This is a genomic window from Bacillus capparidis, assembly GCF_017832095.1.
GTDB lineage: Bacteria > Bacillota > Bacilli > Bacillales > Bacillaceae > Bacillus > Bacillus gobiensis.
In genome coordinates this window covers 538,272-551,370 of sequence record NZ_JAFDST010000001.1, presented here as the reverse complement: position 1 = coordinate 551,370, position 13,099 = coordinate 538,272, and the positions used below count along the sequence as shown (strand labels likewise).

The window sequence follows — 13,099 nt, the reverse complement described above, 5'->3', positions numbered from 1 at the left end:
TCATCACCTTACCGAAAAATTCTATACCGAATAACAAAAGCAGCCTAATCTGGCTGCAACAAAAATCTTACTTCATTATACCATACAAGCTGTTCCAAGCTAAAACCTATTTCAAGCTCAGCTTTATTTTTTGGCCGGGGTTTACTTCCTGTTGAAGAAAATGCATCGGGTCTGTACTCATGACCTGAATAATCTCTGCTTCATCACCGGCAATTTCGACAAGCACAGGGATCCCATTTACTTCTGTCAATTGCCGGTTTGCAGCGTCTTTTTCGTTATTGGCAAAAACGATTTCCAGCGGAGTCGTTGTATATAATATCACTGCAATAACTCCCCATTCTTTTGATTCCCTTTTTCAATTAGCTCATTTAGCTTTTTGATCGCCTGTCCTACTCCTCCGACCTCATTGATTAACCCAAATTTTACAGCGTCTTTACCGATGACATTCGTACCGATATCTCTTGTTAAATTACCTTTTGAGAGCATTAACTCTTTGAATTTCTCATCCGATATTTCGGAGTGGGCCGTAACAAAGTTGATGACGCGTTCCTGCATTTTGTCCAAATATTCAAAGGTTTGCGGAACACCGATGACAAGACCTGTCAGCCTGACGGGATGAATGGTCATCGTTGCAGATTCTGCAATATAAGAATAATCACATGACACTGCAATCGGCACTCCGATGCTATGGCCACCTCCAAGTACAATGGATACGGTCGGTTTTGAAAGAGAGGCAAGCATTTCTGCAATCGCAAGACCAGCTTCCACGTCTCCTCCTACAGTATTTAAAATGATTAGCAATCCTTCAATTTTAGAATTTTGTTCAACAGCTACTATTTGCGGTATCACATGCTCATATTTTGTCGTTTTGTTTTGCGGCGGCAATTGTACATGCCCTTCGATTTGACCTATGATCGTTAAACAGTGGATATTTGTATCCTGCCCCATTTGCGGAAGATTCGTTTCTCCCATCTGCTGGATCTTGTTGAGGATGTTTTCTTTTTCCGGCTGTTTTTTCGGTTCTTCCTGAGGGTAATCTCCAGCATTTGTGTCTGCATGATTCTTGCTCATATGCACCACCCTTTCCAAGTGTTCTTTGGATAGTATTTTCATGAGGCGCACTTTTCATGCCTTGACATAAGAAAAAACCGGGATCGTCCCGGTTTAAACTTCCATAATGATCGGAATGATCATCGGCTTGCGTTTGGTTTTTTCGTATAAAAATTGGTTGAGTTTATCTCTCATGTTTTGTTTTAGAGTCGACCATTCCACGATCGAATTCTCAGTATTCTCAACAGTAATCTGACGAACCAGCTCTGTCGCTTGCACGATTAGCTGTTCAGATTCCCTGACATACACAAATCCGCGGGTTATGATTTCAGGACCGGCTACCAGCTGTTTTTTCTTTTTATCCAAAGTAACCACAACGATAAGAATACCATCCTGAGAGAGCAAGCGACGGTCCCTGAGAACAATATTTCCGATATCGCCTACCCCTAATCCGTCAATTAGTATATTACCGTACGTCACTTTCTCGCCGACTTTCACGTTTTGGCCGCGGAATTCCACAACGTCTCCCTTATCCAGCAAAAAGATATCGCTCCGCTTCATGCCGGTTTCTTCTGCTAGTTTGGAGTGGGCTTTTTGCATCCTGTATTCCCCGTTGACCGGAATCAAATACTTCGGCTTCATCAAATTCAGCATCAGCTTCAACTCTTCCTGAAAGCCATGTCCCGTTACGTGGACACGTTTTTGGGCAAAAACAACGTTTGCTCCTGCACGCGTTAACAGATTGACTGTTTTTGAGTAGATAAGCTCATGTCCGGGTATTGGCGTAGATGCAATAAGAATCGTGTCGCCTTCTTCGATTGAGATTTGCTTATGGCCTTGGCGCACCATTTTCGTAAGTGCCGCAAGCGGTTCGCCATGGCTTCCCGCGGTTAAAACAACCACTTGATTTTTTGGTTGGTTTTTTATTTCCTGCAGCGGGACAAATATTTCTTCTTCAACTTCAATAATACCTTGTTTTATTGCAAGCTGTAAGATGGATTGGATTTCTTTTCCGGCAATGGCGAGCTTTCTGCCGTGTTGAATAGCTGCATCGATTACCTGCTGGATTCTGATTACATTCGATGCTGCGACTGCAACGATCACCCTGTTTTCCGATCCGTAAATAGCGTCTGAAATTTCAGCTTTTACTACGGCTTCCGATGGTGTATACCCCGGCTTCTCAGCGTTAGCGCTGTCTGATAAAAGACACAAAACCCCTTCTGTTCCAATGTTCGCCATCTTGCCGATATCACTTGCCTGTGTGGCAGAAGGCGTTTGGTCAAATTTAAAATCCCCGGTACAAACGATGGAGCCTAAAGACGTTTTAAAGCTGACTCCTACTGAATCTGGGATGCTGTGATTTGTTCTGAAAAACGATACTTTTGTTGAATTGAACGTAATCACGGAATCTGAATGAATTTCACGAAAATCCGCTTTTGAAGATGGACGAAACTGCTTAAAATTTTCTTTTAATAAAGCAAGAGTTAGTTTTGTTCCGTAGACAGGTACTGAAAATTTGTTTAAACAATAAAAAACGCCACCAATGCTTTCTTCGTGGCCGTGAGTTAAAAAGATTGCTTTTACACGATCAGACCGTTCGATTAAATAACTGATATCAGGGATCACTACGTCAATTCCAAGCATTTCATTTTCAGGATGCATAAGCCCTGCATCAACAATGAAGATCTCGGAATCAATTTCAATCACATAGAGATTTTTGCCAATCTCCCCTACCCCTCCAAGGGCGATAATTCGAATATTTTCTGTATTTTTCTTTTTCAAATTCTAATCCTCCTAATCTCTCTTGCCCGTTCAAAACAATTATCTTTATTATAACTGAACTTGAATTTATAAAACAAGCGAATCACCATATTAGGTTTTCGTGTATGTATCAATTTAAACAGACAGCCGCTCTCTTTTTCATGAGAGCGGCTGTCCTTACGTATATTTCGCAGGCAAAAAATCTGTCCGCGAAATATTTAAAATTTTGCTTAAAGAAATTTTTCTATTATCGATGATAGGCATTCAGTACGAAGCTTAAATTATTTCTCTCATTCTCTGTCAATGGAATAAGCGGCATCCGTACAGGTCCCACATCCAAGCCCTTCATTTGCAATGCTGTTTTTACAGGCGTCGGACTCGGCGCTGAAAAAAGCTCTTTCATGATAGGGAGCAGGCTTTGATGAAGCGATGCTGCTTTACCTATCTCTCCTGCTTTGAAGCTTGTGACCATTTCCTGCATGTCGTTTCCAACAACATGGGAAGCGACAGATACAACGCCTCTTCCTCCTAGAGAAAGAATAGGCAATGTCAAACTGTCGTCTCCGGAGTAAACGAGAAAACGATCATCCGTTTCCGAAATGATGGTTGTAATTGCATCCAGATTGCCGCTTGCTTCCTTCACTGCGACAATATTCGGCAGGTCAGAAAGACGCACAATCGTTTCCGGCAGAAGCGAGGAAGCTGTTCTGCCCGGTACATTGTACAGCATAATTGGCAGCGGAGTTTCTTCCGCAATTGCCTTGAAGTGCTGATACATTCCTTCCTGGCTTGGTTTATTGTAATACGGAACGACCAGCATAATCGCGTCAACGCCTGCTTCTTCTGCTTTTTTTGTCAATTGTATGGATGCTTTCGTATTATTGCTGCCAGTACCTGCAATGACGGGTACACGTCCGTTCACTTCTTTGACGACAAACTGAAACAAAGCGGCTTTCTCTTCTGTCGTTAATGTAGGGGATTCTCCGGTTGTTCCAGCTACGACGATCGAATCGGTACCGTTTCTTAATAAATATTCAATTAATGTCGATAGTTTTTGAAAGTCGATATTTTCCTTTTTGTCAAAAGGGGTGACCATTGCGGTTGAAATATTTCCGAAATCCATTTTTTTCACCTCATCATGATTCAATCACATTTATTTTGAAAGTTCAAATGCTTCGTGAAGCGCATTTACAGCTGATGCCAGATTTTCTTCATGCACGAGCACCCAAATCGTAGTATGGCTGTCCGCGGATTGCAGGATTGATATCTCTTTTTCCGACAGGGCAGAAACGATTTTGGAGGTCACGCCTGGTACTCCCATTATTCCTGCACCAACCGCAGAAACCTTCGCACAATTTCGTGTAATGACCGGGCGGTAGCCAAGCTCCTTCAAAATTCTTTCCGCAAGCTCAGCGACTTGTCCCGGGACTGTATAAACAATTTCACTCGGAGTAATGTTGAAAAAATCGACGCTGATTTCAGCATTAGCCATCGCTTTAAACACTTCCGTCTGAACCGTAAACTGTCCTTCTTTTGCTGGGACTTTAATCTGGGTCACATTGCTGACATGTGCAATTCCAGTAATCAGGCGCTCGTATACGTCGCTGCCTGCTTTATCCGTGTGATGGGAAGTGACTAGCGTGCCGGGATCGTTTGAAAAAGTTGATCGAATCCTAATCGGAACCTTTGCCTGCATCGCGATTTCTACCGCTCTTGGATGAATGACTTTTGCTCCCTGATAGGCCAGATTGCAGATTTCTGTATACGTGACCAATGAAAGCGGCTTTGCGTTTTCAACAATTCGCGGATCTGCTGTCATTACACCCGCCACATCTGTAAAAATATCAATAAATTCAGCATCTAATGCAGCGCCTAATGCAGCAGCCGATGTATCGCTTCCTCCACGGCCGATTGTAGTGACATTTCCCTTTTCCGTAGCTCCCTGAAATCCGGCAACAACGACTACGTCATTTTCTGCCAAATAACTGATGAGCCGTTCAGTTTTCATTTCAATTATTTTTGCATTCGTATAATTGTCATCTGTCACAAAGCCAGCTTGAGCACCGGTAAGTGCTGTAGATTTGATTCCGTTTTCTCTAAGCATGCTGGCAAACACAACAGAAGAAATCGTTTCTCCGCAGGACAGCAGCAAATCCTGTTCTCTTTCCGAAACCGCCGATACCCCTCCATAAAGAAGGCCTAACAAGGAATCCGTCGCATAAGGATCGCCGTTTCTACCCATAGCAGACACAACAACCACTGATTTGTAGCCGTTTTTTATCGCTTCTGTAATATGGGCGAGAGCGCGTTTTCTGCCGTATTCATCCTTTACAGATGTTCCGCCAAATTTTTGCACGATTATTTTCACTTTTTTCACTCCAAGCCTGCGGACGTAACAGAAGAGAGCTGGCTATCTGAACCCAACTCTCTTCAACTTACCCGCGTTTCCAAAAAAATCAGAATTAGACCAGATTTAATGCCCTTAATCGTTCAGCGATTTGTACCGAATTCCAGGCTGCACCCTTTAATAGGTTGTCTGAGACGATCCATAGGTGAAAGCCGTTCGGCCGATCTAAATCTTTTCGTATTCTACCTACAAAAACATCGTTTAAGCCCACTGCATATGCCGGCATTGGATAGATTTGATTCTCCGGATCATCCTGAAGGGTAATGCCAGGTGAAGATTTCAGCAAATCCTTTACATCTTCAACCGAAACGTCGTCTCGATCCAATTCGATGTATACAGATTCCGAGTGTCCGGTTTCAATCGGAAGCCTCACACATGTAGCAGCCACTTCAAGCTCGGGCATGTGCATGATTTTTTTCGTTTCGTTAATCATTTTCATTTCTTCAAATGTATAGCCGTTCTCTACAAATTTATCAATTTGCGGAATGGCGTTAAATGCGATTTGATAGTGCTTCTTATCTCCTTTTACCGGCATCACTTGCGGCTCATACTCTTCATTATCCAGAATCGCCTTAGTCTGGCTGTACAATTCATCTGAAGCGACTGTACCGGCTCCGGATACCGCTTGATAAGTAGACACAATCACTTTATTTAAACCGAACGATTTTCTGAGCGGCTCCAGTGCAACTACCATTTGGATCGTAGAACAATTCGGATTGGCAATTATGCCTTGATGCTGTTGCAAATCGCCTTCATTGACCTCAGGTACGATTAGAGGAGTATTTTCATCCATTCGGAATGCACTCGTGTTATCAATCACGATCGCACCTCTTTTTACCGCTTCTGGAGCAAGCTCTTTTGAAACACTTCCCCCTGCGCTGAATAAAGCAATATGAACGCCTTCGAAGCTTTCTGGAGTCGCTTCTTCAACGGTATATTCTTTTCCATTAAACAATACCTTCGTACCAGCTGAACGTTTGGATGAAAGCAACGATAGCTTCTCCAGTTCAAACTGCCGATTTTCAAGTGTTTTCAACATTTGCTGTCCTACAGCACCTGTCGCTCCAACTACTGCTACATGCAATCCAGTTCCCATGATAAATCTCCTTCCAACTCTCAAGTAGCTAAACAATTTACCTTATATTCTAACATAGAATAGAGGGGAAGATGGTGATTTATTTTTTCTATTTATATCCTGATCTCTTATATGGCAAGATGCGAGCCAATAATTATCGGTTGAAGCTGCTTATGCTCTAACGCATGTTCTACCGTTTTCAATAAGTATTCCATATGTGCTACCATCGAGTTCGGCTTATTAATGGGATCGTCCTGGCCAAAAGGAATGAAATAAATATTTTTGCCCGAGATTAATTTCATTAAGTTTACGCCGTTAAAGCCAAGAGCATCGTTTGTTGAGATTCCGAGCACAACCGGGTTGCTGTTTCTCATGGTCGCCTTTGCTGCCATCAACACGGGAGAGTCTGTCATAGCGTTTGCCAGTTTGCTCATGGAATTTCCTGTTAATGGAGCAATAACCATACAGTCAAGCGGCAGCTTAGGTCCAAGTGGTTCTGCTTTTGGGATCGTATCGATGACAGAGAAGCCTGTGACATCTTCAATTCGTTTCACCCATTCTTCTCCTTCACCAAAACGAGTGACCGTTGATTTCACAGTATTTGTGACAATCGGCCTGACTTCCGCCCCGCCTTGAACCAGCTTTTCAATTTGCGGGAACACTGCGTCATATGTGCAATGGGACCCGGTGAGACCAAAACCGATTCGTTTACCTTTTAAAGACATGTTATTTCTCCTTTCCTTCTGCAATCGATCCGGATATTAGCATACTTAAGACATTCGCAATGATTTTCCCGGCTGTTTTTGGGGCGACGATCCCCGGCAATCCTGGAGCCATTAATGCTTTGATTCCTTGCTTTTCCGCAAAATCAAAGTCGGTTCCCCCAGGTTGTGATGCGACATCAATAATGAGAGTTTTTGGGGTCATTCTTAGTAATACTTTTTGATCAAGAACTTTGGCAGGAATGGTGTTGATGCATATATCAACTGGCTCAATGAAGTCCTTCAGCACTTTAATATGGACTGGAGTCAATCCCATTTCCGTTATCCTTGCAAGCTGAGCCGATTCGTTTGCTGCTACCGAAACTTTTGCGCCAATTGCCGAAAAGGTACGGGCAATGCTCATGCCGATCCTTCCCAGTCCTAACACCATCACTCTTGACCCGTGAATGGTATAATCCGTGTGCTGGATGGCCATCATTAAAATTCCTTCCACTGTCGGAATCGAATTGTAAATCGCCACATCATCCCGTTCAAACAGCTGAACCAGCTTACGGTTTGCAGATTGTGTCAACGTATTTAAGTAATTGTTTGATATTCCGGAATATACCACGCAATGCGGGGGTGTTTTATCCAGCATCTCTTTCGTAAGTACAACCTCTTCGTTTGAAAAAACAGTTGCCACCACTCCCTCTAAGGAAGTAGCTGATACAGGCAAAATCAAGCAGTCCATTTCTCCAAATTTCAATTCGTTGATCTTAACCTTTGTAGCTCCGGTAAACCCGTGATCAAGCTGGTCAAAACCAATTAAATAAACGGAAGCATTTTGTTCTGTCAATTTTCTTATAACTTCGAGCTGTCGTGCGTCACCGCCTATAATTGCAACTTTTAATCCGGTTAACATTTGTATGAGCCACCTTTTTATATACTAGTCATCTAACTGCATTAGCTCCTATGTATCATATGAAAAAACAAAAATGTCGGTGACGGCAAAAAGAAAGGGAATTAATTAAATTCATGAAGAAAGTGAATTCGTTTCAGCTGTGACTTCGTAGACGCTAATCTGCCTGATCCGGGATATCCCGCCTACGCTTCGCTTAGAGATGAGGGTCATAATCAGAGGAAAATGGGGAAAATAAAAAACCGGAAATCATCCGGTTTTTCTAGATTGCATCATCTGGAACATCCAAAATTATCATTTCGGAACCAATTTTTTGGATTTGCTGCCAAGGTACACGAATTTCGCTTCCCTGTCTTTTCATTCCAAACCATCTCATACTGGGAATAATCAATGCTGTAATTTGTCCATCCGTTTCATTAATTTCTAAATCTGTTTGTCCAAGAACCCCTAAACGCTCTGCACGCTTTATATCAACAATTTCTTTTCCGGATAGCTCACTCAGCCGCATTCAATCGCCTCCCTATGTACTATGTATGTTGATTTATAAAAAAAATGCCTGCCTTTTGGCAAGCATGATTTTTTACATTGGCAAGTCTCCGCTCGGGCTGATCAAAGCAAGAGCATATTCATCTGTAAACAACTGATTAGTAAGCTGGTTGACACTCTCCATACTTACACGGTTCAATTCTTCCAAAATTTCATCCATCGTTTTATGCTTCCGTAAAATCAGCTCGTTCTTTCCATTCCTGCTCATTTTACTATTCGTGCTTTCCAGGCTCAGCATCAGGCTGCCCTTCATCTGCTCCTTGCTGTTTTCAAGCTCTTTTTCGGTGATGCCGTCTTTTTTAAGCGTATGAAGCGTTTCATGAATCGTCTCGTACAGTACCTGCAGCTGATTGGCGCCTGTTCCGCCGTATATCGTCAGCATGCCGCTATCCCGAAACGAGCTGTGATAGCTGTAAATCGAGTAAGCGAGGCCTTTGTCCTCCCTAACCTCTTGAAACAGCCTGCTGCTCATGCTTCCTCCAAGGATATTGTTAAGTACAATTAAATCATAAATGCGTTTATGGCCGACTTCCAACCCTTTAAAACCTAAGCATAAATGTGCCTGTTCTGTCTCTTTTTTTCTGCTTAATTTTTGTTGGAAAAAAGTGGGTTCGGCAAGTGTTTCTGGAGAACTTGCAGATTCATAAGCTCCGAAATGAGCTTCTACGTTTTTAATAAACGCCTCATCTACATTTCCGGCAATTGACACAACCACTTTGTCGGGCGAATAATATTTATCCATATATGAACGAATATGATCTTCATCAAAAGTGCCTAGTGATTCTTCGGTTCCTAAAATCGGATATCCTAACGGATGATTCTCATATACCGATTTGCTTAACAGGTCATGAACGATGTCATCCGGAGTATCTTCGTACATTTTAATTTCTTCATAGACTACATTTTTTTCTTTCCTCAGCTCTTCGCGATCAAATGTTGAATGAAAAAACATATCCGCTAAGATATCGAGAGCATAGCTTGCATGCTCATCCAAGACCTTCGCATAATAACAAGTATACTCTTTTGACGTAAACGCATTGACCTGGCCGCCGATTCGGTCGAAAGCTTCAGCGATCTCTCTGGCCGAACGGTTTTTTGTACCCTTAAAAAGCATATGTTCAATAAAATGGGAAATTCCGTTGTTATCTGGTGTTTCGTATCTCGAACCAGTTCCGATCCATACACCTATAGCAACAGACCGAACGGTAGGGTTGTTTTCTAAAACCACTCGAACACCATTATTGCATGTATATTGTTTAATCATTGTTGTTCCTCCTATTTCAGCCGGACCGACATTTCACTTAATTAATGATTCTAGTTTCATCCATTAAATCCGTAACGGTTCCGAGTGAGTAGCCTTTCTTTTTTAGTTGAATGATAAGTGATTCAAGGCTTCTTGATGAAGAAGCTGTAGGATGCATCAATATCATAGCTCCATTATGTACTTTGCTTAATACTCGGTTGATTAACACATCCGGTGACGGCTTTCGCCAATCGATCGTATCCACTGTCCACATAATGGTTCCCATGCCCTTGCTGGACGCAATCTCAACCACATCTTGCCGGTAGCTGCCGCTCGGGGGCGCAAACCATTTCACTGTCACTCCAAGTGTTTCTTTAATCTGGCTATTTGTGCTGGTTAACTGTTCCGCAATTCGATTCTTTGTCAGTTTGCTCATATCTGGATGATTGTATGAATGGTTTCCGATTTCGTGCCCGGCTTTCACGATTTTTTTTGCAAGCTCAGGATTATTTTTCGTCCATTTTCCCTCAAGAAAAAACGTCGCTTTCACTTGATGTTTTTTTAATACTGGAAGCATTTTTTCTAAGTACTCATTGCCCCAGGCAACATTAATTAAAAAGGTCACCATAGGTTTATCAGGATGTCCTTTATAGATTGGAGCTGAACCCAGGTCATTTAAATGAATGCGCGGCTTGATTTGGTCATATACTAGCAATTCTTTATCAAATGTGCCATTCTTCTTCATTTTCTGATAAGATTTTTCCACATTTACTTTTATGCCATTGTATCCGGGTATCGCTTTCCAAATTTGATCGACCTTTGCATCTTGAGGTTTTCTTTCATATTTTCCCGCTTCGTTTGAAATCTCCAAATATAGTGGGTTTCGGCTAACTGCGGGCGTTGTATTTTCATTAGGAGTTTTGCCAATTATGAATAAAGAAGGGATATCGATTATGGTTTGAATGCTGACAAATAAAATAAACAAAAAACAGACGAACGCAGTCACTTTTCTTTTTATCAAAGCAAGTCCTCCTCCTTCTCATTCACAAGCTATGTGAAAAAAGGACGAGGTAGAACCTTGCCAGGAAAAACAAAGAAGCCGGGTCTCCCAGGCTTCTAACTTTTTTGCTTCACTAGTAAGCATCAGAACTTTTAGCGGCATAAACAACTCCCGCATTTCATCCAAACGGGCGGGAGAAGTCCGCTTGATCCGCTAGTAATGGTTTTCCTGAAAAAACCTTAGGAGTTTTGCTCTTCTTTTTCTTTTTGTTCTCTTAATACAACTTTGCGGGACAGGTTTACTCTTCCTTGCTTGTCAATTTCGGTTACTTTAACCAGGATTTCATCACCGATTTTGACAACATCTTCAACTTTCCCTACACGCTCAAGCGCGAGTTCAGATATGTGAACAAGACCGTCTTTTCCGCTGAAAAGTTCAACAAAGGCACCGAATTTTTCAATGCGTTTGACTTTTCCAAGATACATTTGCCCCACTTCAACTTCTCTCACCAAATCTTCAATGATTTTTTTAGCTTTTTGATTCATGCTTTCATCAGTAGATGAGATAAAAATGGTTCCATCTTGTTCAATATCAATTTTCACACCGGTATCTTCGATGATTTTATTAATTTGTTTTCCGCTTGGTCCGATAACATCACGGATTTTATCAGGATTAATATACATCGTTAAGATTTTCGGTGCATAAGGAGAGAGCTCCGTCCTGGATTCACCAAGAGTTGCCAGCATGCTTTTTAAAATTTCCATTCTGCCGATTTTAGCTTGCTGAAGCGCTTCTTCTAAAATCTCTCTGGACAATCCTTCAATCTTAATGTCCATTTGCAGGGCAGTTACCCCGTTTGCAGTACCGGCCACTTTAAAGTCCATGTCGCCTAATGCGTCTTCCATTCCTTGAATGTCTGTAAGGACTGAGTAAAAATCGCCTGATTTGACGAGACCCATAGCAATTCCGGCAACCGGTGCTTTGATTGGAACTCCGGCGTCCATCATAGCCAATGTGCTGGCGCAAATACTTGCCTGGGACGTCGATCCATTAGATTCCAATACCTCTGACACTAGACGCACGGTGTATGGGAAATCCTTTTCGGAAGGGATCACAGGCTCAAGTGCCCGCTCACCTAATGCACCGTGGCCGATTTCACGTCGTCCTGGCCCGCGCATTGGACCTGTTTCACCGACACTGAATTGCGGAAAGTTGTAGTGGTGCATAAACCGTTTTGATTCTTCTACGCCAAGGCCATCCAAAATTTGAACGTCCCCAAGAGCACCTAACGTACAAATACTGAGCGCTTGGGTCTGTCCCCTTGTAAATAATCCTGAACCGTGGGTGCGCGAAAGCAGCCCAACCTCGGATGACAGTGGGCGAATTTCTTCAAGACCCCTTCCATCCGGACGGATTTTTTCTTCTGTAATGAGACGGCGAACTTCGTCTTTCACAAGTTTTGAAAGGATATCCTTTACTTGATTAATCGTTGCTTCATCATGTTCTTCTTCTTCAAACTTTGCAACAACTTGATTTTTCACTTCAGTAATTGCATCTTCGCGGGCATGCTTTTCGTGTACCTTGATCGCAGCTAGCAAATCTTTTTCTGCGACCGATTTCACTTCGCTTACGAGCTGTGAATCAATTTCATAGAGGTCAATTTTTGCTTTTTCTTTCCCAATTGCCGCCGCGATTTCTTCTTGGAACGCAATTAATCGCTTAATTTCCTCATGGCCGAACATAATTGCTTCAAGCATGACTTCTTCAGGCACTTCATCAGCACCAGCTTCAACCATGTTAATGGCATCCTTCGTCCCGGCAACGATTAAATGGATATCGCTTTCTTCCAGCTGTTTGACATTGGGATTAATGATCATTTCACCGTTTACTCTTCCTACAGTCACTCCGGCAATCGGGCCTTCAAATGGAATATCTGAAACACACAGAGCGAGAGATGAGCCGAACATGGCTGCCATTTCTGAAGAACAATCCTGATCCACACTCATTACGATGCTGACGACCTGTACTTCATTTCGGAATCCGTCTGCAAACAATGGCCGAATCGGACGGTCAATTAAACGACTTGCCAATATTGCTTTTTCACTTGGCCTTCCTTCTCTCTTAATAAATCCTCCGGGGATTTTACCGACTGCATAAAGCCTTTCCTCGTAATTTACTGTTAAAGGAAAGAAGCTGACCGCTTTCGGCTCCTTAGAGGCAGTTGCTGTACTAAGAACAGCTGTTTCCCCATATCGGATCATTACTGCGCCGTTTGCTTGTTTTGCCAGCTGGCCGGTTTCAACAGTTAATGTTCTTCCGGCCCAGTCTAAGGTAAAGACATGTTTATCTTGTCCCATTTCGATTCTTGGCTCCTCTCTTTTTATGATTTGGATGGTA

At 42.5% G+C, this 13,099-nt stretch carries 12 protein-coding genes; all 12 read right to left on the bottom strand.

The genetic code is table 11. From position 1 onward, the window contains the following. Window positions 1-106 precede the first annotated feature (106 nt). Window positions 107-322: a YlzJ-like family protein gene (locus tag JOC74_RS02750; RefSeq protein WP_053602857.1), complete on the bottom strand. Its 216-nt coding sequence runs from the start codon at window positions 320-322 to the stop codon at window positions 107-109. Continuing rightward, on the bottom strand, window positions 319-1,071 hold the full coding sequence (locus JOC74_RS02745) for a ClpP family protease (protein ID WP_053602856.1): 753 nt from the start codon (window positions 1,069-1,071) through the stop codon (window positions 319-321). The genes JOC74_RS02750 and JOC74_RS02745 overlap by 4 nt, the downstream gene beginning before the upstream one ends. A gap of 93 nt (window positions 1,072-1,164) precedes the next feature. Beyond that, entirely contained in the window at window positions 1,165-2,832 is a 1,668-nt protein-coding gene (gene rnjB, locus JOC74_RS02740; RefSeq protein WP_053602855.1) for a ribonuclease J2, read from the bottom strand. A gap of 226 nt (window positions 2,833-3,058) precedes the next feature. Continuing rightward, window positions 3,059-3,934, bottom strand: a complete 876-nt coding sequence (dapA, locus tag JOC74_RS02735) for a 4-hydroxy-tetrahydrodipicolinate synthase (protein WP_053602854.1) — start codon at window positions 3,932-3,934, stop codon at window positions 3,059-3,061. A 30-nt stretch (window positions 3,935-3,964) separates the two neighbouring features. Next, complete coding sequence (gene dapG, locus JOC74_RS02730; RefSeq protein WP_053602853.1) at window positions 3,965-5,179, bottom strand: aspartate kinase; 1,215 nt, start codon at window positions 5,177-5,179, stop codon at window positions 3,965-3,967. 94 nt (window positions 5,180-5,273) lie between these two features. After that, window positions 5,274-6,314, bottom strand: coding sequence for an aspartate-semialdehyde dehydrogenase (asd, locus tag JOC74_RS02725; RefSeq protein ID WP_053602852.1), 1,041 nt, complete (start codon window positions 6,312-6,314; stop codon window positions 5,274-5,276). A gap of 107 nt (window positions 6,315-6,421) precedes the next feature. Beyond that, complete coding sequence (gene dpaB, locus JOC74_RS02720; protein WP_053602851.1) at window positions 6,422-7,018, bottom strand: dipicolinate synthase subunit B; 597 nt, start codon at window positions 7,016-7,018, stop codon at window positions 6,422-6,424. Window position 7,019: 1 nt separating this feature from the next. Continuing rightward, complete coding sequence (dpaA, locus tag JOC74_RS02715) at window positions 7,020-7,916, bottom strand: dipicolinic acid synthetase subunit A (protein WP_053602850.1); 897 nt, start codon at window positions 7,914-7,916, stop codon at window positions 7,020-7,022. A 259-nt stretch (window positions 7,917-8,175) separates the two neighbouring features. Further along, complete coding sequence (locus tag JOC74_RS02710) at window positions 8,176-8,421, bottom strand: YlmC/YmxH family sporulation protein (RefSeq protein ID WP_053602849.1); 246 nt, start codon at window positions 8,419-8,421, stop codon at window positions 8,176-8,178. Between the two features lie 72 nt (window positions 8,422-8,493). Next, window positions 8,494-9,723 carry a M16 family metallopeptidase gene (locus JOC74_RS02705; RefSeq protein WP_053602848.1) on the bottom strand — a complete coding sequence of 410 codons (1,230 nt, stop codon included), beginning with the start codon at window positions 9,721-9,723 and terminating at the stop codon, window positions 8,494-8,496. Window positions 9,724-9,760: 37 nt separating this feature from the next. Beyond that, a complete protein-coding gene (locus tag JOC74_RS02700) occupies window positions 9,761-10,720 on the bottom strand; it encodes a polysaccharide deacetylase family protein (protein WP_053606000.1) in 960 nt (319 codons plus the stop codon). A gap of 221 nt (window positions 10,721-10,941) precedes the next feature. Beyond that, window positions 10,942-13,059 carry a polyribonucleotide nucleotidyltransferase gene (gene pnp / locus JOC74_RS02695; RefSeq protein ID WP_053602847.1) on the bottom strand — a complete coding sequence of 706 codons (2,118 nt, stop codon included), beginning with the start codon at window positions 13,057-13,059 and terminating at the stop codon, window positions 10,942-10,944. Window positions 13,060-13,099 lie beyond the last annotated feature (40 nt).